This window comes from Photorhabdus sp. S10-54, assembly GCF_963878145.1.
Classification (GTDB): domain Bacteria; phylum Pseudomonadota; class Gammaproteobacteria; order Enterobacterales; family Enterobacteriaceae; genus Photorhabdus; species Photorhabdus kayaii.
The window spans coordinates 60,526-85,435 of the sequence record NZ_CAWNXG010000003.1 but is presented as its reverse complement, the minus strand read 5'-3'; the positions used below and the strand labels follow the sequence as shown (position 1 = coordinate 85,435).

At 44.1% G+C, this 24,910-nt stretch carries 20 protein-coding genes and 2 pseudogenes; 6 read left to right on the top strand and 16 right to left on the bottom strand.

Going from position 1 to position 24,910, the window contains the following annotated elements:
* Position 1: 1 nt before the first annotated feature.
* The 7 genes from sucC to sdhC form a co-directional block, all read right to left on the bottom strand.
* Positions 2-1,168, bottom strand: a complete 1,167-nt coding sequence (gene sucC / locus AACQ83_RS02675) for an ADP-forming succinate--CoA ligase subunit beta (protein ID WP_112876192.1) — start codon at positions 1,166-1,168, stop codon at positions 2-4.
* Between the two features lie 162 nt (positions 1,169-1,330).
* Positions 1,331-2,551, bottom strand: a complete 1,221-nt coding sequence (gene odhB, locus AACQ83_RS02670; protein ID WP_112876193.1) for a 2-oxoglutarate dehydrogenase complex dihydrolipoyllysine-residue succinyltransferase — start codon at positions 2,549-2,551, stop codon at positions 1,331-1,333.
* A 14-nt stretch (positions 2,552-2,565) separates the two neighbouring features.
* Complete coding sequence (gene sucA, locus AACQ83_RS02665; protein ID WP_112876194.1) at positions 2,566-5,373, bottom strand: 2-oxoglutarate dehydrogenase E1 component; 2,808 nt, start codon at positions 5,371-5,373, stop codon at positions 2,566-2,568.
* A gap of 266 nt (positions 5,374-5,639) precedes the next feature.
* Positions 5,640-6,356, bottom strand: a complete 717-nt coding sequence (locus AACQ83_RS02660; RefSeq protein WP_036780842.1) for a succinate dehydrogenase iron-sulfur subunit — start codon at positions 6,354-6,356, stop codon at positions 5,640-5,642.
* Between the two features lie 36 nt (positions 6,357-6,392).
* On the bottom strand, positions 6,393-8,159 hold the full coding sequence (sdhA, locus tag AACQ83_RS02655) for a succinate dehydrogenase flavoprotein subunit (protein ID WP_112876195.1): 1,767 nt from the start codon (positions 8,157-8,159) through the stop codon (positions 6,393-6,395).
* On the bottom strand, positions 8,160-8,507 hold the full coding sequence (gene sdhD, locus AACQ83_RS02650; RefSeq protein ID WP_112876196.1) for a succinate dehydrogenase membrane anchor subunit: 348 nt from the start codon (positions 8,505-8,507) through the stop codon (positions 8,160-8,162).
* Positions 8,501-8,890, bottom strand: a complete 390-nt coding sequence (gene sdhC, locus AACQ83_RS02645; protein WP_112876197.1) for a succinate dehydrogenase cytochrome b556 subunit — start codon at positions 8,888-8,890, stop codon at positions 8,501-8,503. Before sdhC ends, sdhD begins: the two co-directional genes overlap by 7 nt.
* 869 nt (positions 8,891-9,759) lie before the next feature.
* On the opposite strand from sdhC, the gene AACQ83_RS02640 reads away from it, so the two are divergent.
* Positions 9,760-11,043 carry a citrate synthase gene (locus tag AACQ83_RS02640; protein WP_112876198.1) on the top strand — a complete coding sequence of 428 codons (1,284 nt, stop codon included), beginning with the start codon at positions 9,760-9,762 and terminating at the stop codon, positions 11,041-11,043.
* Between the two features lie 426 nt (positions 11,044-11,469).
* Here the strand turns inward: AACQ83_RS02640 and AACQ83_RS02635 are convergent, their stop codons facing one another.
* The 5 genes and pseudogenes from AACQ83_RS02635 to AACQ83_RS02615 all read right to left on the bottom strand — a co-directional run.
* Positions 11,470-11,868 (bottom strand): Panacea domain-containing protein, encoded by a 399-nt coding sequence (locus AACQ83_RS02635; protein ID WP_112876199.1) that lies wholly within the window; start codon positions 11,866-11,868, stop codon positions 11,470-11,472.
* A 163-nt stretch (positions 11,869-12,031) separates the two neighbouring features.
* Positions 12,032-12,151: pseudogene (locus AACQ83_RS02630) on the bottom strand (tail assembly protein); the annotation flags it as partial.
* A gap of 55 nt (positions 12,152-12,206) precedes the next feature.
* Complete coding sequence (locus AACQ83_RS02625; RefSeq protein ID WP_112876200.1) at positions 12,207-12,950, bottom strand: type 2 GTP cyclohydrolase I; 744 nt, start codon at positions 12,948-12,950, stop codon at positions 12,207-12,209.
* A 66-nt stretch (positions 12,951-13,016) separates the two neighbouring features.
* The gene (locus AACQ83_RS02620) at positions 13,017-13,226 is read right to left on the bottom strand and encodes a YbfA family protein (RefSeq protein ID WP_112876201.1); all 210 of its coding nucleotides are present in this window, start codon (positions 13,224-13,226) and stop codon (positions 13,017-13,019) included.
* Positions 13,227-13,953: 727 nt separating this feature from the next.
* Positions 13,954-14,547 (bottom strand): annotated as a pseudogene (locus AACQ83_RS02615) (helix-turn-helix transcriptional regulator); the annotation flags it as partial.
* 86 nt (positions 14,548-14,633) lie between these two features.
* On the opposite strand from AACQ83_RS02615, the gene AACQ83_RS02610 reads away from it, so the two are divergent.
* A complete protein-coding gene (locus AACQ83_RS02610; protein ID WP_112876202.1) occupies positions 14,634-14,816 on the top strand; it encodes a helix-turn-helix domain-containing protein in 183 nt (60 codons plus the stop codon).
* A gap of 164 nt (positions 14,817-14,980) precedes the next feature.
* Here AACQ83_RS02610 and AACQ83_RS02605 read toward each other — a convergent pair whose 3' ends face one another.
* From AACQ83_RS02605 to AACQ83_RS02590, 4 genes are all read right to left on the bottom strand, one after another.
* A complete protein-coding gene (locus AACQ83_RS02605; protein WP_112876203.1) occupies positions 14,981-16,159 on the bottom strand; it encodes a MalY/PatB family protein in 1,179 nt (392 codons plus the stop codon).
* The gene (gene nhaC, locus AACQ83_RS02600) at positions 16,146-17,600 is read right to left on the bottom strand and encodes a Na+/H+ antiporter NhaC (RefSeq protein WP_112876204.1); all 1,455 of its coding nucleotides are present in this window, start codon (positions 17,598-17,600) and stop codon (positions 16,146-16,148) included. The genes AACQ83_RS02605 and nhaC overlap by 14 nt, the downstream gene beginning before the upstream one ends.
* A 159-nt stretch (positions 17,601-17,759) precedes the next feature.
* Positions 17,760-18,761: a LacI family DNA-binding transcriptional regulator gene (locus AACQ83_RS02595; RefSeq protein WP_112876205.1), complete on the bottom strand. Its 1,002-nt coding sequence runs from the start codon at positions 18,759-18,761 to the stop codon at positions 17,760-17,762.
* Between the two features lie 200 nt (positions 18,762-18,961).
* A complete protein-coding gene (locus tag AACQ83_RS02590) occupies positions 18,962-19,636 on the bottom strand; it encodes a helix-turn-helix transcriptional regulator (RefSeq protein ID WP_112876206.1) in 675 nt (224 codons plus the stop codon).
* A 790-nt stretch (positions 19,637-20,426) separates the two neighbouring features.
* On the opposite strand from AACQ83_RS02590, the gene kdpF reads away from it, so the two are divergent.
* Genes kdpF through kdpC form a run of 4 tightly spaced genes read left to right on the top strand, consistent with a single transcriptional unit; the run spans position 20,427 to position 24,903 of the window.
* Positions 20,427-20,516 (top strand): K(+)-transporting ATPase subunit F, encoded by a 90-nt coding sequence (gene kdpF / locus AACQ83_RS02585; RefSeq protein ID WP_041379999.1) that lies wholly within the window; start codon positions 20,427-20,429, stop codon positions 20,514-20,516.
* On the top strand, positions 20,517-22,223 hold the full coding sequence (gene kdpA, locus AACQ83_RS02580; RefSeq protein ID WP_112876207.1) for a potassium-transporting ATPase subunit KdpA: 1,707 nt from the start codon (positions 20,517-20,519) through the stop codon (positions 22,221-22,223). It abuts the gene before it with no gap.
* 20 nt (positions 22,224-22,243) lie between these two features.
* On the top strand, positions 22,244-24,310 hold the full coding sequence (gene kdpB / locus AACQ83_RS02575) for a potassium-transporting ATPase subunit KdpB (protein WP_112876208.1): 2,067 nt from the start codon (positions 22,244-22,246) through the stop codon (positions 24,308-24,310).
* Between the two features lie 11 nt (positions 24,311-24,321).
* Positions 24,322-24,903 carry a potassium-transporting ATPase subunit KdpC gene (kdpC, locus tag AACQ83_RS02570; protein WP_112876209.1) on the top strand — a complete coding sequence of 194 codons (582 nt, stop codon included), beginning with the start codon at positions 24,322-24,324 and terminating at the stop codon, positions 24,901-24,903.
* Positions 24,904-24,910 lie beyond the last annotated feature (7 nt).

The window sequence follows — 24,910 nt, the reverse complement described above, 5'->3', positions numbered from 1 at the left end:
TTTATTTTGCCCCCACTGCTGCTACTGCTTGCTTAGCTGCGTCTGTCAAGCTGGTTGCAGCAATGATATTCAAACCACTGTCAGCCAGTTTTTTTGCTCCCAACTCAGCATTGTTCCCTTCCAAACGAACAACAACCGGTACGTGAACACCCACTTCTTCCACCGCACCAATAATACCGTCAGCAATCAGGTCACAACGGACAATACCACCAAAGATGTTAACCAATACGGCTTTCACATTTTCATCTGACAGGATGATCTTAAACGCTTCTGTAACGCGCTCTTTGGTTGCGCCACCACCGACATCAAGGAAGTTAGCGGGCGCACCACCATGCAATTTAACGATATCCATCGTTCCCATTGCCAGGCCCGCACCGTTTACCATGCAGCCAATATTGCCATCCAGTGCGACATAGTTCAGTTCCCACTGTGCCGCCTGAGCTTCACGCGGATCTTCCTGAGATGGGTCATGCATTTCACGCAGTTCAGCCTGACGGAACAGTGCGTTACCATCAGCGCCTAATTTGCCATCCAGACAAATCAAATCACCTTGAGTCGTAATAACCAATGGGTTAATTTCAACCAGAGCCAGATCGCGCTCCAGGAACAGATTTGCCAACCCTAAGAAAATTTTAGTGAACTGGCTGACTTGTTTACCGGTTAAACCCAATTTAAATGCCAGTTCACGCCCCTGATAAGACATAGGGCCAATTAGTGGGTCGATAATCGCTTTATGAATCAGCTCCGGGGTCTCTTCCGCAACTTTTTCAATTTCAACACCACCTTCAGTAGAAGCCATGAACACTACACGACGTGTACCACGATCAACCACAGCACCAAGATACAGCTCCTTCGCAATATCAGTTGCCGCTTCCACTAAAATCTGACGAACAGGCTGCCCTTGCGCATCTGTTTGGTAAGTGACCAGACGTTTGCCCAGCCATTGTTCAGCGAAAGCGCGAATTTCTTCCTTACTGTTAACCACTTTCACGCCGCCCGCTTTACCGCGACCGCCAGCGTGAACCTGACACTTCACCACCCAAGGGCCAGCGCCGATTTTAGATGCAGCTTCTTCTGCTTCACGCGGTGTCGTGCAGGCATAACCAGCCGGAGCGGGTAAACCATACCGTGCAAAAAGCTGTTTTGCCTGATACTCGTGTAAATTCATGATGTTCTATCCATAGTTAGTCTGATAAGAGCAAATTAGCAAATTGCTCCCTTATTTTTTTGTTGCTCTGGATATAGCCAATCTCTAAAGATTGGCTGTTCATATACATTTGTTTACTTCAGACTGGGCAGATATTAGCGCATATCTGCCCTGATTATGTTGCTATACGTCCAGCAGCAAACGTGCAGGATCTTCCAGCATTTCTTTGATGGTCACCAGGAAGCCTACAGACTCACGCCCGTCAATCAGACGGTGGTCATAAGACAGTGCCAGGTACATCATTGGAAGGATCTCCACCTGACCATTAACCGCCATTGGCCGATCTTTAATAGCATGCATGCCAAGAATCGCACTCTGTGGTGGGTTAATGATTGGTGTAGACATTAAGGAGCCGAATACACCGCCATTGGTAATGGTAAAATTACCACCCGTTAGCTCTTCAACGGTCAATTTGCCGTCGCGGCCTTTGATAGCCAGCTCTTTAATGCGTTTTTCGAGATCAGCCATGCTCAACGCATCCGCATCACGCAGTACTGGCGTTACCAGACCACGTGGTGTCGATACCGCAATACTGATATCGAAATAGTTGTGGTAAACCACATCAGCGCCATCAATAGAAGCATTCACTTCTGGATAGCGTTTCAGTGCTTCAACCACGGCTTTCACATAGAAAGACATAAAGCCCAGACGCACACCGTGGCGTTTTTCAAACGCTTCACCGTACTGCTTACGCATTTCCTGAATTGGCTTCATGTTAACTTCGTTAAATGTTGTCAACATCGCCGTGTTGTTTTTCGCTTCCAGCAGACGTTCAGCCACACGTTTACGCAGACGAGTCATTGGAACACGTTTTTCACTGCGGTGTGGCAACAGAGAATCCTGGACAGAAGAAACAGGGGCTTCTGCTGGCTTGCTAGCCACTTTTTCGTTATCAGCCATGTATTTTTCCACGTCTTCACGGACGATACGTCCACCAACACCACTGCCTTTAATCGCTTTAGCATCAAGATTATGCTCTGCAATCAAACGGCGGACCGCCGGGCTGAGCGCATCATTGCTCTCTTCTTCTAAACCGGCAGTCTGGCGTTTCGCCAAAGTTGCTTCTGTTTTTTCTTTTATTTCTGTCGGCTTGCCAGTGCTATCGCCCAGACGGATACGACCAAGAAGCTGACGGGATAGAACGGTGGCATCTTTCACTTCCAAAATAGCTTCTAAAACACCCGCTTCACTGGCAGGTACTTCCAGCACAACTTTATCTGTTTCGATTTCAACCAGCACTTCATCACGCTCAACACGGTCACCCTCTTTTTTGTGCCAAACTGCCACAGTGGCATCAGCAACAGACTCAGGCAGATCCGGAACCAGAATATCTACGCTACTCATTTTATATCCTTTATTTATTCAACGTTCAGTGCGTCATTAACCAGCTCTTGTTGTTGTTGCTGGTGAACTGACGTATATCCAACTGCCGGGGAAGCAGACGCAGGACGACCTGCATAACGTAAAGAAGCCCCGAACGGGATCACTTCACGGAAGTTGTGCTGACTGCAATACCAGGCCCCCTGATTTAATGGCTCTTCCTGGCACCAGACAAAATCATGTACATGAGCATACTGTTCCAGTGTTGACTGAACATCCTGATGAGGGAACGGATATAGTTGCTCAATACGCACAATAGCGACATCAGTTTGTTCATTTTTACGGCGTTGCTCTAACAGGTCGTAGTAGACTTTACCTGAGCAGAGTACAACCCGTTTAACACCTTTCGGATCAAACTCATCAATTTCACCAATAACCGTCTGGAATTTACCATTAGCCAGTTCATCCAGGCTGGAAACGGCTAATGGATGACGCAACAGCGATTTTGGCGACATAACGATCAACGGACGACGCATACCGCGCAAAGCCTGACGGCGAAGCATGTGGTAGACCTGAGCTGGCGTTGATGGTACACAAACCTGCATGTTCTGTTCTGCGCATAGTTGAAGATAACGCTCCAAACGGGCTGATGAGTGTTCAGGCCCCTGCCCTTCATAACCATGCGGCAATAACATCACCAGACCGCACATACGGCCCCATTTTTGCTCACCAGAGCTGATGAATTGGTCAATAACAACCTGTGCACCGTTGGCAAAATCACCAAATTGAGCTTCCCAGATTGTCAGAGCACGAGGTTCTGTTGTTGCATAACCATACTCAAACGCCAACACCGCCTCTTCAGACAGAACAGAATCCCAAACATTAAATGCTCCCTGACCGTTATGAACGTTCGCCAGAGGAACATAAACAGAACCGTTAGCCTGATTATGGATAACTGCATGACGATGGAAGAAAGTACCACGGCCGGCATCTTCACCAGACAAACGTACCGGAACCCCTTCATCCACCAAAGTGGCATAGGCCAATGTTTCTGCGGCACCCCAATCGAACAATTTATCACCGTTCGCCATCTCTGCACGGTCGTTATAAATTTTCGCTACACGGGAGTGCATTGTCACTTCTTCCGGGACAGAACTGATGCGTCTGCCCAGATCTTGTAAACGCTTAACATCAACTTTATGCAGGTACTCTTCATCCCATTCGTGATTAAGATAAGGTTCCCAAGTAAATGAATGCAGCCCCATTGAGCGCCATTCATCAACGACGCAATCACCACGGTCGAGCGCATCACGATACAGGTTAACCATCTCAGTCACATCATCGACTGATATCAGCTTTTCCGCCACCAGCTTGTCACCATAGATTTTACGTGGCGTTGGGTGTTTCTTAATTTTCTGATACATCATTGGCTGAGTGGCACTTGGCTCATCAGCTTCGTTATGACCATGACGGCGATAGCAGACCAGATCGATCATCACATCGCATTTGAAGGTATTACGGAAATCCAACGCCAAACGGGTAACAAATGCCACCGCTTCTGGATCATCTGCATTAACATGGAAAATCGGCGCCTGTACCATTTTGATAATATCAGTACAGTATTGTGTTGAACGGGCATCTTTCGGGTTAGACGTTGTGAAACCGATCTGGTTATTGATGATGATACGAATTGTACCCCCCACTTCATAACCACGAGCTTGAGACATGTTCAGGGTTTCCTGCACCACTCCCTGGCCGGTAACAGCAGCATCACCGTGGATAGTGATTGGCAATACCATATTACTGCGGCCTTCATCCAGACGGTCACGGCGGGCGCGTACTGAACCAATAACCACAGGGCTGACAATCTCAAGGTGAGATGGGTTAAATGCTAACGCCAAATGAACCTTAGCACCCTCAGTAGCAAAATCAGACGAGAAACCTTGATGATATTTCACGTCACCGGTACCAAGATGCTCTTTATGCTTACCGGCAAACTCATCAAACAGATCTGCCGGTTTTTTACCTAAGATATTAACCAAGACGTTGAGGCGACCACGGTGAGCCATTCCTAGTACGACTTCTCGTGTGTCATGTTTACCCGCATGACGGATAAGATCCTTCAACATCGGGATAAGCGCATCACCACCCTCAAGAGAGAAACGTTTCGCTCCCGGAAACTTCGCTCCCAGATAACGCTCCAAACCTTCGGCTGCCGTCAGTTCCGCCAGAAAACGCTGCTTTTCCTCTACGCTAAACTGAGAATTGACAGTAACAGATTCCAGACGCTGCTGAATCCAACGTTTTTCTTCCGTATTGGTGATATGCATGTATTCAGCACCAATAGAACCGCAATAAGTGCGTTTCAGTGCTTCATACAAATCAGCCAATTTCATCGTCTCTTTACCGATAGCAAAAGAACCTACGTTAAATGTCTCTGCAAAATCAGCTTCCGTCAGATTATGGAAAGCAGGATCTAAATCAGGAACACTATCCTGTTTCCATAATCCCAACGGGTCAAGGTTCGCATTTTGATGACCGCGGAAGCGGAATGCATTGATGAGCTGCAAAACTTTAACTTGTTTTGCATCCATTGCCGGATCGCTGACAGAGGAATGATAACGCGTAGTATCTTTCGCAAGACGGCGGAAGTAATCACGCGTCTGCGAGTGGAGTTGTTCACCGCTGAGTCCCGCATTCGGCAATTGTTGGAAAATCTCTCTCCAACTTGCATCAACGGAGTTTGGATCGGTTATATAGTCTTCATAGATCTGCTCTACGTAAGACTGGTTTGAACCAGCCAGGAAGCTTGAATCCAGCCAGTCCTTCATTGCGCCGTTCTGCATTGTGATCCCTTAAGCTTTAAAAGCTTTAGTTTTCGCCGTGGTTAACTATTACCGTTTAAATACGGTATCGATAAAAGGTTCATTTGGACGTGCTTTATGCATGTTCTCTTTTGGGTTTCAGAACCCTTCAAGGAACCTTTAAAAACGGTTAGGCTGTTTTTAAAGGTTCCTCACTTCAAGCTTTTGTCATCATTAGCAGTTGGCAACTCATTATTCTTCAATTCTTTGTGCCCTCCACAGAGAAAATCTCGCGGAGGGCAGACCTATTATGCACTATGTTTCAGCAACATAGACTTAATATGGCCAATAGCTTTTGTTGGATTCAACCCCTTGGGGCACACACTGACACAATTCATGATGCTATGGCAACGGAAAACACTGAAAGCATCATTCAGCTTGTCTAATCGTGAAGCCGTTTCAGTATCACGGCTGTCAATCAGGAAGCGATATGCTGCCAGTAAGCCCGCAGGTCCGATAAATTTATCAGGATTCCACCAGAATGACGGACAAGAAGTTGAACAACAAGCACACAGAATACACTCGTACAGACCATCGAGTTTTTCCCTTTGTGCAGGCGATTGTAAATGTTCACGTGCCGGCGGGTTTTTGCCGTCATTTAGCAAATATGGGCGAATCTTCTCATATTGCGCATAGAATTGCCCCATATCTACAACCAGGTCACGAATAACCGGCAAGCCTGGCAACGGACGGATAACAATTTTCTTGCTACCACGCCGTAAAGCCGAAACAGGCGTAATACAGGCCAGACCATTTTTACCGTTCATGTTGAGGCCGTCAGAACCACAAACACCTTCACGGCAAGAACGACGGAAAGAGAGTGTTGGGTCCTGCTCTTTAAGCTGGATCAACGCATCCAGCAACATCATGTCACGCCCTTCTTCTGCTTCCAGCGTGTAATCCTGCATACGAGGAGCGCTGTCAACATCCGGGTTGTAACGATAAATCGAAAATTCAAGTTTCATAATCTATTCCTCCGCAACTGGATTATCAGCAACTCATTAGTAAGTACGCGCTTTCGGCGGAAATGCTTCACGCAGTTTTGGCTGCATGTTGACATCACGACGAGTCATGGTCTCAGTTTGCGGCAGATAGAGAGTATGGCATAACCAGTTCGCATCATCACGATCCGGATAGTCGAAACGGCTGTGAGCACCGCGGCTCTCAGTGCGGAAATTAGCAGCAACAGCAGTGGAAAGTGCTGTTTCCATCAGGTTATCAAGCTCCAGACACTCAATTCTCTGAGTATTGAACTCTAAGGAAGTATCGTCCAAACGCGCACTCTTCAGGCGTTCACGGATAACTTTAAGTTCTTCCAGCCCTTTCGCCATTGCATCACCTTCACGGAATACCGAGAAGTTGTTCTGCATACACGCTTGCAAATCTTTACGAATTTTAACCGGATCTTCACCCGTACGGGTACTATTCCAACGGTTCAGACGTTGCAAGGATATTTCAATATCCGATTCGCTGGCTTCACGGCTAGTCCCCTGCTCCATCAACGATTCTTTCAGGTGCAAACCAGCAGAACGGCCAAACACCACTAAGTCCAACAGCGAGTTACCCCCCAAACGGTTTGCGCCATGAACCGATACACAGGCAATTTCACCGACAGCAAACAGGCCCGGAATAACCACATCTTCGCCTTTCTCGTTAATAGTCAGTGCCTGACCAGTCACTTTAGTGGGGATTCCTCCCATCATATAGTGGCAAGTTGGAATCACCGGAATAGGTTCTTTTACTGGATCAACGTGGGCGAAAGTACGGGATAACTCAAGAATGCCCGGCAGACGAGATTCCAGCACCTCTTTGCCTAAATGATCCAGTTTCAGCTTGGCATGCGGCCCCCAAGGACCATCACAACCACGGCCTTCGCGGATTTCGATCATAATGGAACGTGCCACTACATCACGACCAGCCAGATCTTTAGCATTTGGCGCGTAACGCTCCATAAAGCGCTCGCCATCTTTATTCAGCAAATAACCACCTTCACCACGGCAGCCTTCTGTTACCAGAACACCTGCCCCGGCAATACCGGTTGGGTGGAATTGCCACATTTCCATATCCTGTACAGGTACACCCGCACGCAATGCCATACCGACACCATCACCAGTATTAATGTGGGCGTTAGTTGTTGATTGATAAATACGACCTGCCCCCCCTGTTGCCAGAATAGTTGCCTTCGCTTTGAAATAAACCACTTCACCAGTTTCAATACAGACAGCAGTACAACCAACAATAGTGCCATCCTGATTTTTAACCAGATCCAACGAATACCATTCAGAAAAAATAGTGGTGTGATTTTTTAAGTTTTGCTGATACAACGTATGCAACAGGGCATGCCCGGTACGGTCTGCCGCAGCAGCGGTACGTGCAGCCTGTTCACCACCAAAGTTTTTTGACTGGCCACCGAATGGACGTTGATAAATACGACCGTCATCCAAACGCGAAAATGGCAACCCCATGTGTTCCAGTTCCAGAATTGCCTCGGGCCCGGTCTTACACATGTGCTCAATCGCATCCTGATCACCGATATAGTCGGAGCCTTTCACCGTGTCATACATGTGCCATTCCCAGTTATCGTCATGGGAATTACCCAACGCAACGGTGATCCCCCCCTGCGCAGATACAGTATGAGAACGGGTTGGGAATACTTTGGAAATCAAAGCACAAGATAATCCCATTTGTGAAATTTGTAGTGCAGCGCGCATGCCAGCGCCACCCGCACCAATAACGACTGCATCAAACTCTCTTACTGGCAGCTTCATCTATACCCCCCACACCACAATTGTTCCATAAATCAAGTAAGCCATCAGTGCAACAATAATCGCCAATTGCAGCATTAAACGCAGTGCCAACGGCTTTACATAGTCAGTTAGTACTTGCCACATACCAATCCAAGCGTGAGCCAGAATGGAAAACAGTGCCAACACAGTGAAGACTTTAGTGATGGATGAGGCGAAGAAACCCCGCCAAACTTCATAAGTGATATCCGGCGTTGTGACGACAAAGCCCAGCATATAAAGAACATATAAAACAATAATCATTGCGGACGCGCGCAATAATAGCCAATCATGGATACCCGTGCGACCCAATGCAGATGCGTTACTTACCATACCAGTACTCCAGCCAGAATCGACAGAATAACAGCAATCCCGATTGCCACTTTGGCAGAGAGACTACCGACCGCTAAGTTTTCTTCCAAGTAGCCGAAATCCATCAGCATATGACGGACACCACCACAGATATGGTAAGCCAGTGCGGTCAGAATGCCCCACACAATAAACTTAGCGAAAAATCCCGTCATAATATCGGCGGCTTGCTGAAACCCTTCTTGCGAGGAGAGAGACATTCCTAACAACCAGAGGAGAATTCCTACTGCTACGAAAGTAATGACGCCGGAGACACGGTGCAAGATCGAGGTTATTGCAGAGACTGGAAAGTGTATCGTCTGCAAATCAAGGTTGACAGGTCTTTGTTTTTTCACAATTTTGCCCACACAGCTCTTTTATTATTTTCCTTCCTCCGGACCTGGGCGGAAATCAGACAGCGATAAGAGGATACAAAGACACAACATTTAATCAAACGATAGATCCTTCATGTTAAAAAATGTTGTGATTTAGTTACGCTGGGTGCTCCTACAGCAGGGTAATCCGGAGACCTGGCGGAAGTATATGTGCTTCACATTATTATTACAATTACAACACAATATGATTAGCTACATTTCCACTGAACAGTGATTAAGATCACGATTCAAACATATTGCACAAAATTAATTATCTTGTTTGACAAACTTTAAACATTTATCTTACATATATGGTTGAAAACACTTTTGAGATTGATTTTTGATAAGAGGAAAGACCTCAAGAAAAGCTAAAGTTATGTAACTGTGTAGTCCACACGAATCATAATCATTTTTGTAGTCAATGCATAAAACATAACTCTCAAAAATTCGCTAACAACCTAAAAACCATTGTCGTCCGGGGTGAGATTTCAGCCTTAAATGTGATATTGGCCTGATTTCAGCTTTTCCCCGGTAGTACAGTGTCAGGGGACACAGTATAAGAACCAATTCCACCAGGCATCATGGGTGTAGGTCATTTTTGTCAATAAATTGGGAACACAGATTGCACAGCAACCGGAGTATGCGCACAGTCTGTAAGAGACGATTCACTCACAAATCGCTCACCGGCGCGGGCCACACCAAAGTGCATTCAAAAGTGACCGCTTTTGTCAGAGCACCGTCCAAGCCCGTTCTTGATGACAAAGAATGGTCGATAAAATAGCCTGATTAAGATAAATTCTATACGGTGTCTTTCCGCCGTGGTTGTTAAAAGTTATAAAAATGAAAGCGCTAAGGAGACTGTAATGGCAGATAACAAAGCAACTCTAACCCCAGATGGTTCAGTTGCTATTGAATTGGACGTGCTAACACCGACCCTTGGGTCTAAAGTCATCGACGTTCGTACTCTCGGCTCCCAAGGTTTCTATACCTACGATCCTGGTTTTACTTCCACAGCATCTTGCGAATCCAAGATCACTTACATTGATGGTAACGAAGGTGTATTGCTGCACCGTGGTTTCCCTATCGACCAGCTAGCGACAAAATCCACTTATCTGGAAGTCTGCTATATCCTGCTGTATGGTGAAACACCAACACAAGAACAGTTTGATAAATTCAAAAAAACCATTACTCGCCACACCATGATTCACGAACAGATCCATCGCCTGTTCAATGGTTTCCGCCGTGATTCGCATCCTATGGCCGTACTGTGTGGCGTTACTGGCGCTCTAGCTGCTTTCTATCATGATGCTCTGGACGTGAACAATCCACGTCACCGTGACATTACCGCATACCGCCTGCTGTCAAAAATGCCGACAGTGGCCGCCATGTGCTACAAATACTCTATTGGTCAGCCATTCGTTTATCCACGCAATGATCTCTCCTATGCAGGCAATTTTCTAAACATGATGTTCGCTACGCCATGTGAAGAATATAAAGTGAACCCAGTACTGGAACGTGCTATGGATCGCATCTTTATTCTACATGCGGACCATGAACAAAACGCGTCTACCTCAACAGTACGAACCGCGGGCTCTTCCGGTGCCAACCCATTTGCCTGTATTGCCGCAGGTATCGCTTCTCTTTGGGGGCCTGCTCATGGCGGTGCAAACGAAGCTTGTCTGCGTATGCTGGAAGAAATTCAGTCGGTTGAACATATTCCGGAATTTATTAAACGTGCCAAAGATAAGAATGATGCTTTCCGTCTGATGGGATTTGGTCATCGTGTTTACAAAAACTATGATCCTCGTGCAACCGTCATGCGTGAAACCTGCCATGAAGTGCTAGATGAACTTGGCCTGAATGATAGCCTGCTGGAAGTTGCTATGGAGCTTGAACGTATTGCTCTACACGACCCCTATTTTATTGAGAAGAAACTGTATCCGAACGTGGATTTCTACTCAGGCATTATCCTGAAAGCAATGGGTATTCCATCCACTATGTTCACTGTTATTTTCGCCATTGCCCGTACTATCGGCTGGATCGCTCACTGGAATGAAATGCATGATGCTGGCGTGAAAATCGCTCGCCCACGTCAACTCTATACCGGCTACACAAAACGTGATTTTGACAGCCAGCTTGAAAAATAATAATAAAATCCAATTACGATAAGAGCTCTAACTTAATAGTTAGGGCTTTATTTAATTGGAAGAGGGAAGCCCTGCCGGTGATATTTGAGTCATCCGTTTTTAATTAACTGTTGATGCCAAATGAGGCATAAATTTTTGGCAGAAATCATCGATACCGCAGAAAATTTAAACTAACTTGTTCATTGCCTGTTCCTCCCCGGAACGGTTTTTGGCGTTCACCAAAACTTTGCTCTAGGAACAGGCTCTTCTTCAACTTTTTATCCAGAATTCGGGTTACAATATTTTTTATAGAAATCTCGAATTTCTAATAAAAGGATGATCGCCACAATTCAATATACATGTTCGATCATACGGTATGTCCGGTTTTAAAGAGCTAATATTTACAGCCAGAAAACATGTCTTAGTTTTTTAGGGTAAAAAACTGGATCACAGCAGATAATATATAAGTGATCTGTATACCCGGATGGGATAAGTAAACTTCCTTTCTTTAAAATCCCACCCGGCATTACCGCAATTCATATGACCGAACTGTTCCCAAATGGCATCCAGAACCCCTAATTCAGCATCAGAAAGAGATTCAAAATCATCCCTTGTTACATCTTTTTTCCGTTTGAGTGAAATTTCATAATTCTTTTCACTTTTAATCCACGCCCCCCATCCAAATTCATCACTGGCGTAATCTCCAGTAATTAAATTTAAGGTTTGCGATAAAACTGGCCCTTTAGGCATAGATACCATTCGATCACCAGTGATAGAGTAGCCGTAGTCATTCATAGATACTCTATCTGCCAGATAAAGCAACTTCATAAGTTTCAGATATGCCATGCGTCCGCCGCACTTATGCAGCAGTTAGGCAGCAGTTAGGCAGCCATTTGAGCTACTTTTTCTTCGCAAAACATAGAAACCTCCAAGACTTTTTCGAAATACCAGACTGGCAATTTACACATATAATGTACCTCTAAATGCGCAACCCCAGCAACATCACAGCCCCAATGAGCGCAGCCCCTAATATTGTTTGAAATAATCCAGCACGCTTACTACCAACAATAACAGGCAAAAAATGAATATCCTCAGTGCCCTTTGTCATATCAAGTTCATCTTTGTTGATATTCTTCCACCGACCTTAGTCGGTGGTTGTTGAGTTCCGTTTTAAGAAAACGTGATTAAACCGGGTTTGGAATATCGATAAAAGTGACATCCAGACCATAATGACCAGCCAGCCACTCTCCCAACGCCTTAACACCATAACGCTCGGTGGCATGATGACCCGCAGCATAAAAATGCAATCCCATTTCGCGGGCGATATGAACCGTCTGCTCTGACACTTCACCGGTAATAAAAGCATCAACACCGAATTCGGCCACTGCCTGAATAAAACTCTGACCACCGCCGGTACACCAAGCAAGCTTACGAATCTCTGCCGGTGCGTTATCGCCCAAATAAAACGCTTGGCGACCCAGCGCCTGTTCGATACGTGCAGCCAACTCCACCGGCGTTATCGGCTGTTCAAATTCCCCATGCGGCACGAATGGCTCAATCAACCCGACAACTTTCGCATTAATCAGGCGGGCCAATTGCGCGTTATTTCCCAGTGATGGATGAGCATCAAGGGGCAGATGATAACCATATAAATTGATATCATTACAGAGCAGAGTTTTCAGGCGATTACGTTTCATACCACGGATCACTGCTGGCTCATTTTTCCAAAAATAGCCATGATGAACAATAATGGCATCAGCCTGATGACGAACCGCTTCATCCAATAAAGCCTGACAAGCAGTAACACCCGTAACAACCCGCTGAATATGAGCACGCCCTTCAACTTGTAAACCATTGGGGGCATAATCCTGAAACTCATCAATTTTCAGTTCTCGGTTAATCACATTTTCCAGCTCAATATTACGCATCATATTCGTCCTGTGTATTGATTGTATTGCAATAATATACCGTTACCTGCCACCAATTGTCAGTTGTCAGCTACTTCTGACTGCCATAACCTGCTCTGACTGTTTTAACCATACGGGCTTATCGCTGGTTTTTACCCATACACGATACAAATAACTGTAAAAACGGACGCGATCACGACGAAACAACATAACCGGAAACGACAGGATACCGAAAGTGACAACGCCAATACGACGTAAGAGAACCTGATACCAAGGATACTCACGATATGAAGACATATTAGCCCTCCTTTAAAATGATCCCACTTTTCCGCAGAATCTTAAAAATAATCAATCTGTAAATTGTTTAAAATTTTATCGCAAAAAATGAAAATTTACCACTTATCCGACCACTTTTAAGCCGTTATTATCGCTATATTTTCTATTTTATGTAATTTTATTACACAAAATAGAGTAAAGATGTAATATTACAAACAAATTATGAACATTTTATTAACGATCGGTAAGAATGTTATTAATAATAATAAGAGTCAATCTTTTCACAATCCTTGATCCTATTCCTATCATCATCGGTTTCACTTTGCTCATTTGCTCAGGAAATGAATTAGACTCAATAGATAATCCTAATTGAAAAAAATGTCTACGGATAACAATATCAGCCGGTTAATGCCTTTATCACCGAGGCAATGATTTTCGCCCTGTTGGGCGACACGAATGATTAAACACTATAAAGTCGTTAAAAATAATTCAAAAAACACACTATTATTAATGGATTAATATTTGAGCGAAAAAAAAATACCTAAACAGTTTTGTTTTATTATGAGATATATGTCAAATTTTTATATCTCATTATTATCATAGATAGCTTTTCAACGTTAAATAAACTGCCGTTTTTTCCTTAAAATAGGCAGTAAATGAGGTCGTTGCGCAATAAGTCATGCCCGCTTTTTCCGATAAATACGGTATATAACGATAACTCAGTTCGGCCACTTCCTGTCGTTGAGACTCAAAACAAAATGCTGCTTTCAGAGCGTAAAAATTTTTTTGGTACATAAAGATCATAGTTGTTAAAGCGACAGTATTCCTCCAATTGCTGAGCAGATCTAACACCAACCTTTCTGTATATTTGTGCCGTATAGTGTTCAACAGTACGATAAGAAATGTTCAATATTCTGCCAATTTGTTTACTGGTATATTTATGTAAAGAGAGAAAAATGACATCCCATTCCCGTTGGGTAAATAAATGAGTAGATGGTTGAAATATAATAGATGCCGGGAGTTTTCCATAAAATAGACGGGTTAATGAGAAATCCTGAGCTTCCCATCCGTGGAAAATGACTCCGACACATTCGTTTTCATCATTATATAGTGGGTATTTTTCACAAATATAAGATGATAAGAATTTATTGTTTCCATACATATGTGTTTCAAGCGAACATACTGTTGTTTCGCTCTTCATTACACTTTGATCATGAAGAACGAATTCTTTTGCAAACTCAGCGCCATCCCAAGGAAGCTCATAATCATACCGTCCTTCATAATTAAATGAATCTGGAAGATTTTCAAGATGTTTAAGTGCCAGATTGCCATAAATAAAGCATGGCAGATTCGACTAATAAGTGCAATTTTTCAGAAGGGCGGTCAGTTGCTATAGTAGGCATCTTTCTCGCCAAAGGAAAATGCACTATGGCCTATACACAACTGACCGAAACAGAAAGATACCAGATTTCCAGTTTAAGAGAAGCAGGGCTTGCATCATCCACTTTATCAAATGCTTTGCATCGTCCGTGGCCTAAAGGTGAACAGCTCATTGCTACTGCTTTGAATCGCGAGCCTTTCGAAATATGGCCAAGCAGATATTCTAAATGAATTAAAATAAACTTCTCGAAAAAAGTTAATGAGAAGAGATTAAATACCTAAAACTTTTCTTGTGGAAAGCCTCAGGTATGATCATCGAATTAAAACAGGGCTACTAACGCCCTGCTTTGTTATCGTGCTAATATTTCTACTAATTTCGTGGATACTTTCTTATTTTATAACGCCAATTGAATTAAACCGCCGATTGCCTTTTCAAGATAGGCACGAGGACAACCCAAGTTTATCCTAATAAACCCTTTCCCCTGATTGCCAAAACTCAATCCCATTGAAACAACTATTTTGGCTTTTTGTAGTAAGGCCCGTTGTAAAGTGTCATCATCCAGACCTAAATTGCGACAATCCAGCCAAGCCAGATATGTACCTTCCGCTTTTGTCATTCGGCACCAAGGAGTGGCAGACGTTAAAGCTTGCTCGAACCAGCAACGATTTTCCGCCAGGTAATATTGTAGCTCATCAAGCCAAGCATCCCCATACTGGTATGCTGCTGTTGCCGCAGCCATAGATAGCGCGTTGAAGACATCCAGCCCATGCGCATTCAACCGATCGATAAAGGCACGTCGAAGTTCGGGATCTGGAATGAGAAAGTTTGATATACGGAGTGATGAAAGCCCAAATGCCTTACTTGTCGAGGTAGCGGCAATGACATTGCCATGCCATTCACTCCCCAGATGCAGTATTGAGGTGAATTTTCCCCAAGGCAAAATTAAATCAGCCCAAATTTCGTCGGAAATTACCGTCGTACCGTATCTTTTGCAGAGTATCAATATTTGGAGTAGTTCGTCACTATTCCAACACCTACCAGTAGGGTTATGTGGATTACATAACAATAGCAGAGGCGGTCTGTGTCGCTCCAACATCTGTTCCAGATGATTATAATCAATTTTATAACCTTCCAGACTTTCAAGAAGCGGATTTTCAATCATCATCCTGCCATTCATAGTAATAATTTTGGCGAATGAAGCATAGTACGGCCCTTGTACAATGACACCTTCCCCCGGTTTACTGAGCATTTGTATCAATAACGCTAATCCGGGTATGACGCCTTCTATCGACGTAAACCAATCGCGGTACAAGGTCAGTTTATGGCGCCTTGAAAACCAGTCTATTGCCGCCTGGTAATAGCAATCGTCGCGTTCGCTATAACCAAAAATACCGTGGTCAATTCGGGAATAGAGTGTTTGTAAGACCTCTTCCGGGCATTGAAAATCGAAATCAGACACCCACATTGGCAGCAGGTCAGTCTTATTTAAGTGCAAGTGACGATTTAAAAAATCCCACTTAACAGAGCTTGTATTGTGGCGATCGATTATCCGGTTGAAATCAGGCAATTTCACTTTGGATTTCCTTTTTATTCAGGGAGTTTTCCGGCGTGATTTTTGCGATACCGAAACCAGTAAAGCCATAAATGAGAGCCAAGAAGACGGCAGCATAGCACTGGATAGCCCAGGGCAGTAGCTCAAGCGTACTGACACCCAATGTAGTCGCCATGTAAATACCAGCAGCAGTCCAGGGGATCAACGGCTCTATGACAGTACAGCCATCTTCTATTGTTCGTGACAGATTTTTATTATCCAGTCCCATGCGACGATAAGCCCCTTTGAACAGCTCCGCCGGGATGAGGAGAGCCAACTTTCCGTTGCAGGTTGCGCCCGTTACCAGAATAGTTGTTGCCAAGGTTGCAGCAATAAGTTGCCCGGTTGTGCGAACAACTAGTAGAAGCCGGTTAATGATGATGGTCAAAGCACCAGTGAGTGCTAAAGCACCGGCAAATGCGAATGCACAAAATGCAAGCAGGATAGTACTCATCATCGAGAACATGCCACCCCGATTGAGCAGACGGGAAACATCGTTAACGACTCCGGTGATGTTATGTCCCTGGTCAGAGAACATTGAGAGATTGAAACCATCTATCAACGCATTAAGGCCCTGCTTCAGGGTGAGCCCCTGTAGACCTATTCCAAGCACAATAGCTAATACACAGGCAGCAAGCATGACGGGTATCACCGGACGTTTTGTTATTGCGCCCCACAAAACCAGTATCGGTGGCAAAATAAGCAATAAATTGAATTGATACAGGCTTTCAAGAGATTGCACGATTTCTGTGACTTTTTCAGGTGTTGCCACATTACCTGTTAAGCTTGTATGACCAGCAATAAAATAAACAATAGCGGCCAAAATAAAGCTGGGAATAGTGGTATACATCAAATGTTGAACATGACTGTAAAGATCAGTATCGGCAACAATGGCAGCGAAGTTAGTTGAGTCAGATAACGGTGAAATTTTATCACCGAAATACGCGCCTGAAACAACCGCTCCGGCTGCCGCGGCTAAAGACACATCAAGGCCAGCGGCGACTCCCATGAGAGCAACCCCCGCTGTTCCGGCTGATCCCCATGACGTACCAGTACAAACCGAGATAACACTCGTGATAAAGAAAGCAGCAATCAGTATGTATTGAGGGCTAATCAATTTTAACCCCCAATACATCATGTAAGGTATGGTTCCGCTGAACATCCAGGCCCCAATTAACCCGCCGACACAAATCAGTATCATCATCACCGGCATCGCCTTGGCTAGCTTCGCCACAATTGCATCGATGATGTCATTCCAACGATAACCTTGCCAATATGCCAAGGCTGCTGCTATTCCTGCTGATATGAGCAATAAGGATTCGATGCGTAAATTCAGTTGACCATACCCAATAACCAACAATAAGAGCATTGCTGCGATTGGCAACATAGCGAGTCCCAGATTAAGCTTTTTCTTGTCATCCATATTAAAACCCCAAGTTTCAGATGGGTTGTTGAAACAGAATAGAATAATGAATTTATTTTGAATGAGATGTGACAGAGATTACTTGTTCATGTAATTGGTTTCATGAGATATGAAATGTGATCTGTATATCGCTTTTACACTTATGTGCGACACTTTTTACTACTTGATTACAAAAACGGAATCTCTGATGACAAGTTCGGCTGAGAACATATTCATTTGTGGCGTTATTTCTTTTCCGGCGTTGAGTTGCAATGCCAGATTAGCCGCCCACTGAGCCATTCGTTCTATTGGATTGTGTACGGTGGTTAAAGGGGGATAAAGATATCGGGCCGGGACAATATCATCAAACCCAACAATCGACAGTTGTTCCGGTAATTTGATTTTCCGTTGATGTAGGGATCGCATCATACCGGCAGCCATGACGTCATTAAATGTTACTACCGCGGTAAAACCAATGCCACTTTCTAAGAGCTTTTCTGCTGCCAGTTCCCCACCTTTTTCGTTGAATGGCACGCTAATAACCCAATTGCCAGGTACTGTGATACCCGCATTAGCCATTGCAGCCTGATATCCTTCCAGGCGGAGCCTTCTATTATCAATCGGTAGATCTGCTGTTACACAAGCAATTTTTCGATGACCGTTTTGAAGAAGATAGTTGGTAGCAGCCTGAGAAGCACTGACATTATCTAACCAAATGCACCGGTTGGAGATAGCAGGGAAATATCGATTGATAATCACTAATCCTGGTGTATGCGCTGCATAACGTAATACATCCACATCACTCATCCTACTGACATGTGCTACAATTGCTTCGCATCCCTGATTAATTAAAAAATCTAAGGCAGATTTTTCAAGTTCAGCTTGATATCCCCCACTACAAACCATCAGCTTTACTTCTTCTTGCCGGGCGACTTTTTCAACCCCACGAGCCAAAAGGGAAAAAAAAGGATCAGCCAAATTGCCGGTGAGTAAACCCAACATATGCCCGCACCTTTTCGCTAATGCAAGTGCGGCAGAATTACGATGGTAGTTGAACTCTCGCATAGCTTTCTCTACACGCTCACGAGTACCCGGTTCGACGTAAGCAGTATTATTAATGACACGGCTTACAGTGGCCACGGATACTCCAGCCTGATGTGCTACGTCTTTCATAGTGGTCATGCTCTCACCTCAGAGATGTATGTAAAATAAATCATATCCCAGCTAATAAAAGCGGTTGGAAGTATGAATTGGATTCTCAATATACCGACGATAAAGATCTTAACAACCCAGTCTACGATATGGCTTTGAAAATGAGCTATGAAGCTGATTTACATCACAGATTATTAAGTAACAGAACATATGGAGCATAGGGATCATTCTTAATCCAGCAAAAAATGGTTCATAGATTTAAAGTATTTTGGTGGAATATATAAATCATAATTATTCTTTTCACAAAATAGTTTCAATTCAATAATTGAGCTGATTGATAATTTCTCATAGATACTTTGAAAATACCCTTCCAAGGTACGACCTGATATTTTTATTTCGTCAGCAATACATCGGTTACTGAGGCCGCGGCAGAACAAAAAGATTACTATCCATTCTTTTTCTGTCAATATATTATTAGGCGGTCTAAGCTTAACAGACGTAATTTTATCATTTTTAACACAATGATGTACTGAAAAATGATTTATCTCTTTAATATGACAAATTATTCCAATACATTGATTATTTTCATCCATTAACGGGTATTTTTCACAAAAATAGGGCTTAAGTTGTTGACTATTGCTTTGAAGATGAGCCCCAATAGATGATATTCGTTGCATAGTCTGTAAAACCTTACGGTCATGTTCTTCAAAAAGGTGAACAAGACAATTAAACGGTGTAGGTAATTCTTTAGCAGAATATCCCATAACATCAAAGTGTTCAGGTAATTTACTTAATTTAATAAACTCTTTATTTGCATACATAAAAAGAAGATTCTTATCTTTTACAAACCATGATTCATGACTTTTATCCCACATATTTGTTAACTGAGGGGTGATTTGACTCATATATGACCTTCAATAATCATTGAATATAAATAGAAAAATATTTTAACAATCAGCAAAAATAGCTATTCGTTCTATAGGGTATAAATAAGTGGTATCAGCCTTCTTTCTCTAATATCCACTCCCTAGATTAGATACTTTGATTTAGTACATGGTGTATCCATGGCATAAAAATCGCAATCAATTTAAGTTCGGGTATTTTCCAATACGAGCCGTTACAATTAGTAAAATACGAATATTATACACCAAGTTTTAATATTGTGATTACTTTAGCGAATTATCAATATTATATGAATAATCAGAATATTGATGCACAGGATTATTTATTAATTTAAAATTATCTAATACCTCTAACAATTCAGGCAACAAAATCCAATTAATTATCAACTGAAAGATTTCAGAGTAAGAAAAGTCAATGAGAAAGGAACTCAATGCCTTAAGAGTGTTTATACCCTTCATCCTTCAAATTGCTGCTTTGTTGGCTGCTTTCACTTACCCCAGTCACATAGTTATCTATGCTCCTGGGGATGCGTTCACTTGCCGCCGCGCTGCAACTTGAAATCTATTGGGTATAGATCTTTTACCATAATATTAAACTTTTCTATAAAAGTATCTTCTGCTGAAAAAAGGAAATACGACAGTAATACTAAACCGAGTAACCTTTGACGGCGGTTCTTCTTACCCTCACTTATTATCATTTTTACACTTTTTTTACACATTCATTCACTCTTTTATCAGCATCTTTGCATCTCCTTACCTAATCTTTACTATCCAAGTTTTCAGGAGATAAGCAGTGAGCATATTCTTCATTTCCGGCGCGTTATTAGTAGCCCTGTTACTGGTTTATCTGATTTATGCGTTACTCCATGCGGAGGATTTTTAAATGGCCGCATCCGCTTTTTTATTGATCACCAGTTTTTTACTGATTCTACTGATGCTGGCAAAACCACTCGGAAACGTTATCGCCAACATGATCGACGGTAATATTCTTCGCGGGCTGACTAAAGCAGAATCTGGCCTTTGGCGTTGCTGTGGCTTACAAAAACCTGGCGGCACAGTCAAAGAAATGAACTGGTGGCAATATGCATTAGCTATTACTATTTTTAATCTAACTGGACTATTACTGCTATTCACGCTTTTAATCACACAACAAGCTCTTCCCCTTAATCCTGAACATTTCCCAGGACTCAAATGGGACTTGGCGCTGAATACAGCCATCAGCTTTATCACCAATACTGATTGGCAGGCATACAGTGGAGAAAACACACTAAGTTACTTTAGCCAAATGACAGGTCTAACCGTGCAGAACTTTCTTTCTGCGGCGACCGGTATTGCAGTAGCATTTGCGCTGATACGCGCATTTTCCCGTCATGGCGTCAAAACCGTAGGAAACGCCTGGGTTGATATCACACGTATCACACTTTATCTGCTGTTACCGCTGTCTATGGTTATCACGCTCGTTTTTGTCAGCCAAGGAGTGATTCAGAATTTCGAACCGTATCAATTAGCCCATACCATTGAAGGCCAACCACAATTGATCCCGATGGGTCCCGTCGCTTCACAGGAAGCCATCAAATTATTGGGCACCAATGGGGGTGGATTCTTTGGGGGTAGCTCATCACACCCCTTTGAAAATCCAACTGCTATCAGCAATTTCACTCAGATACTGTCTATCTTCTTGATCCCTTGTGCACTCTGTTTTACCTTTGGGCAAGTGGTTGGTGATAACCGTCAAGGGCACACTCTATTGTGGGCAATGAGCATCATCTTTGTCATTGCCACCGTAGGAGTCATGTATGCCGAACTGAAAGGGAATCCCCATTTCAGTCTGTTAGGCGCCAACAGTAATATCAATATGGAAGGTAAAGAGAATCGCTTTGGCATCCTCGCAACCTCAATTTATGCCGTCGTAACCACCGCCGCTTCCTGTGGCGCCGTCAATGCTATGCATGATTCTTTCACTGCGCTTGGCGGCATGATCCCAATGTGGTTGATACAAATTGGCGAAGTCGTGTTTGGCGGTGTGGGTTCTGGTTTATATGGTATGTTACTGTTCGTTCTGCTGACCGTTTTTATCGCCGGTTTAATGATAGGCCGTGCGCCTGAATATCTCGGTAAAAAAATCGAAGTATTCGAGATGAAAATGGTGGCACTGGCGATTTTGGTTACCCCTACACTGGCTCTTTTAGGAACGGCACTTACCATATCCACTGCCAGTGGACGTGCCGGTATTCTGAACCCCGGCGCTCACGGTTTCAGTGAAGTGCTCTATGCCCTCTCCTCCGCTGCCAACAATAATGGTAGTGCTTTCGCGGGCCTCAATACCAACAGCATGTTCTACAACTTGTTGCTAGCTATCATCCTATTTTTAGGGCGCTTCGGCCTGATCCTGCCAGTACTTGCTATTGCCGGTTCTTTAGTCGTAAAAAAACGCCAGCCTGCCAGCAACGGTACACTGCCCACCTATGGCCCACTGTTTATCAGTCTATTGATTTTGACCATCATGCTAATTGGTGCGTTGACTTTTATTCCGGCTCTGATCCTTGGCCCGGTCATTGAACATTTACAAATCTGGCTAATGTCCCGGTAAGCGCCAAAGAGAGGAATACCATGACCAACAAACAACAGACATTATTCGAACCTGCTTTGATTCGTAATGCCCTGATTGATTCAGTCAAAAAATGTCATCCGGCTGCACAATGGCGTAACCCAGTGATGTTTGTCGTCTATCTAGGCAGTGGGTTAACCACCATTTTATGGATTGCCATGTTAGCGGGTCAATTTAAGGGAAATGCGCTGTTCACCGGTAACATCGCCTTATGGCTGTGGTTTACTGTGCTATTCGCTAACTTTGCCGAAGCACTGGCAGAAGGCAGAAGCAAAGCTCAGGCGGCCAGCCTTAAAGGGGTAAGAAAAACCAGTTGGGCAACTAAACTCACTTCAACCAATCGTAATGGTTCCAGAGAAAAAGTCCCTTCTGACAGCCTGCGCAAAGGGGATATCGTCATTATTGAAGCCGGTGAAACGATCCCTTGCGATGGTGAAGTTATCGAAGGTGGCGCTTCTGTTGACGAAAGTGCAATCACCGGAGAATCTGCCCCCGTTATCCGCGAATCTGGCGGTGATTTTTCCTCTGTAACAGGTGGCACACATGTGCTATCTGACTGGCTGGTGGTCGAATGTTCAGTTAATCCCGGTGAAACTTTTCTTGACCGCATGATTTCAATGGTGGAAGGGGCTAAACGTCGTAAAACCCCAAACGAGATTGCACTGACTATTTTGTTGACTGCTCTAACAATCATCTTTCTATTGGTGTGTGTCACTCTACTGCCATTTTCAATATTCAGCGTGGAGACTAACCAATCTGGCCAACCTATCACTGTCACGGTATTGATAGCGTTATTAGTTTGTCTTATTCCTACCACGATTGGGGGGTTACTTTCTGCCATTGGTGTCGCAGGCATGAGCCGCATGCTAGGTGCCAATGTTATCGCCACCAGCGGACGAGCCGTTGAAGCAGCGGGTGATGTGGATGTGCTGTTACTGGATAAAACTGGCACCATCACTTTGGGAAATCGCCAAGCCTCTCAGTTTCTGCCCGTACCTGGCATAACAGAACAGCGGTTGGCAGATGCCGCCCAACTCTCTTCTTTAGCCGATGAAACACCAGAAGGCCGCAGCATTGTCATTCTGGCAAAACAGCGATTCAACCTGCGTGAACGTGATTTACACTCACTGAACGCCACTTTTGTCCCTTTCTCTGCCATGACTCGAATGAGTGGTGTTAATGTGGAAAACCGCATGATCCGCAAAGGCGCTGTCGATGCCATTCGCCGCCATATTGAAGTCAATCACGGAAAATTCCCAGAAGCAGTGGAAATTTTGGTACAGACAGTGGCACGTAAAGGAGGTACCCCGCTGGTTGTCGCAGAAAATCAACAGGTACTGGGAGTTATCGCGCTAAAAGACATCGTAAAAGGCGGTATTAAAGAGCGATTTAGTGAGATGCGCCGTATGGGAATCAAGACCGTTATGATTACCGGCGATAACCGTCTGACTGCGGCTGCGATTGCCGCAGAAGCCGGAGTAGATGATTTTCTGGCGGAAGCTACCCCCGAAGCCAAACTAGCCCTGATCCGCCAATATCAATCCGAAGGCCGTCTGGTCGCCATGACAGGTGATGGCACTAATGATGCCCCGGCACTTGCTCAGGCCGATGTTGCCGTTGCTATGAATTCAGGCACTCAGGCAGCCAAGGAAGCAGGCAATATGGTGGATCTGGATTCCAACCCAACCAAACTGATTGAAGTTGTCCATATTGGTAAACAGATGTTGATGACACGGGGCTCTCTGACCACATTCAGTATCGCCAATGATATCGCAAAATATTTTGCCATTATCCCGGCGGCGTTTGCCGTCACCTACCCACAATTAAATGTCTTAAATATCATGCATCTGCACTCGCCTACTTCGGCGGTTTTATCGACAGTTATCTTTAATGCACTGATTATTGTTTTCTTGATCCCATTGGCTCTAAAAGGCGTGAGCTACCGCCCAATGAATGCATTGTCACTTTTACGCCGCAACCTGTGGATTTATGGTTTAGGTGGTCTGATAGCGCCTTTCATCGGCATCAAACTGATAGATATGTTGCTGACTTTGCTGATACTTAAATAAAGGTGATGAAAATGATTTGGTTACGTTCTTCTGTTGTGTTGGTGATATTCCTGACATTGATTACCGGCGTAGCTTATCCATTGCTGGCAACAGGTTTGTCAGAACTGATGTTCCCTTATCAAGCACAAGGCTCCATGGTAAAACAAAATGGTCAAGCCGTTGGCTCTGAGCTGATTGGTCAACCCTTCACTAAAGCGATCTATTTTCAGGGGCGCCCTTCTGCTACCGTAGATTATCCCTATAACACTCTGTCCTCTGGTGGCAGCAATTTAGCGGCTTCCAACCCGATATTGGATGATGAAATCAAACGCAGAGTTGAGCAACTGCGGCAATTTAACCGCCAACCAGACATTCCTGTGCCAGTTGATTTGGTCACCGCATCCGCTAGCGGCCTTGATCCTCACATCTCACCCGCCGCCGCTGACTTTCAAGCACAGAGAGTCGCTGATGCACGCCATTTACCGATTAAAGTGATAAAGCGATTAATCAGGGATAATATTGAGCCACCACCATCGGAATTCCTCGGTGAGCCAGTGATTAATGTGTTAAAACTTAATCTTGCCCTTGATAATTTGCACAAGAAAAAACAGTAAGGCTGAA

Coding starts and splice junctions, on each gene's coding strand:
- sucC (WP_112876192.1), bottom strand. CDS start 1,168: ATGAATTTACACGAGTATCAGGCAAAACAGCTTTTTGCACGGTATGGT.
- odhB (WP_112876193.1), bottom strand. CDS start 2,551: ATGAGTAGCGTAGATATTCTGGTTCCGGATCTGCCTGAGTCTGTTGCT.
- sucA (WP_112876194.1), bottom strand. CDS start 5,373: ATGCAGAACGGCGCAATGAAGGACTGGCTGGATTCAAGCTTCCTGGCT.
- AACQ83_RS02660 (WP_036780842.1), bottom strand. CDS start 6,356: ATGAAACTTGAATTTTCGATTTATCGTTACAACCCGGATGTTGACAGC.
- sdhA (WP_112876195.1), bottom strand. CDS start 8,159: ATGAAGCTGCCAGTAAGAGAGTTTGATGCAGTCGTTATTGGTGCGGGT.
- sdhD (WP_112876196.1), bottom strand. CDS start 8,507: ATGGTAAGTAACGCATCTGCATTGGGTCGCACGGGTATCCATGATTGG.
- AACQ83_RS02640 (WP_112876198.1), top strand. CDS start 9,760: ATGGCAGATAACAAAGCAACTCTAACCCCAGATGGTTCAGTTGCTATT.
- AACQ83_RS02635 (WP_112876199.1), bottom strand. CDS start 11,868: ATGGCATATCTGAAACTTATGAAGTTGCTTTATCTGGCAGATAGAGTA.
- AACQ83_RS02625 (WP_112876200.1), bottom strand. CDS start 12,950: ATGCGTAATATTGAGCTGGAAAATGTGATTAACCGAGAACTGAAAATT.
- AACQ83_RS02620 (WP_112876201.1), bottom strand. CDS start 13,226: ATGTCTTCATATCGTGAGTATCCTTGGTATCAGGTTCTCTTACGTCGT.
- AACQ83_RS02610 (WP_112876202.1), top strand. CDS start 14,634: ATGGCCTATACACAACTGACCGAAACAGAAAGATACCAGATTTCCAGT.
- nhaC (WP_112876204.1), bottom strand. CDS start 17,600: ATGGATGACAAGAAAAAGCTTAATCTGGGACTCGCTATGTTGCCAATC.
- AACQ83_RS02595 (WP_112876205.1), bottom strand. CDS start 18,761: ATGACCACTATGAAAGACGTAGCACATCAGGCTGGAGTATCCGTGGCC.
- AACQ83_RS02590 (WP_112876206.1), bottom strand. CDS start 19,636: ATGAGTCAAATCACCCCTCAGTTAACAAATATGTGGGATAAAAGTCAT.
- kdpA (WP_112876207.1), top strand. CDS start 20,517: ATGGCCGCATCCGCTTTTTTATTGATCACCAGTTTTTTACTGATTCTA.
- kdpB (WP_112876208.1), top strand. CDS start 22,244: ATGACCAACAAACAACAGACATTATTCGAACCTGCTTTGATTCGTAAT.
- kdpC (WP_112876209.1), top strand. CDS start 24,322: ATGATTTGGTTACGTTCTTCTGTTGTGTTGGTGATATTCCTGACATTG.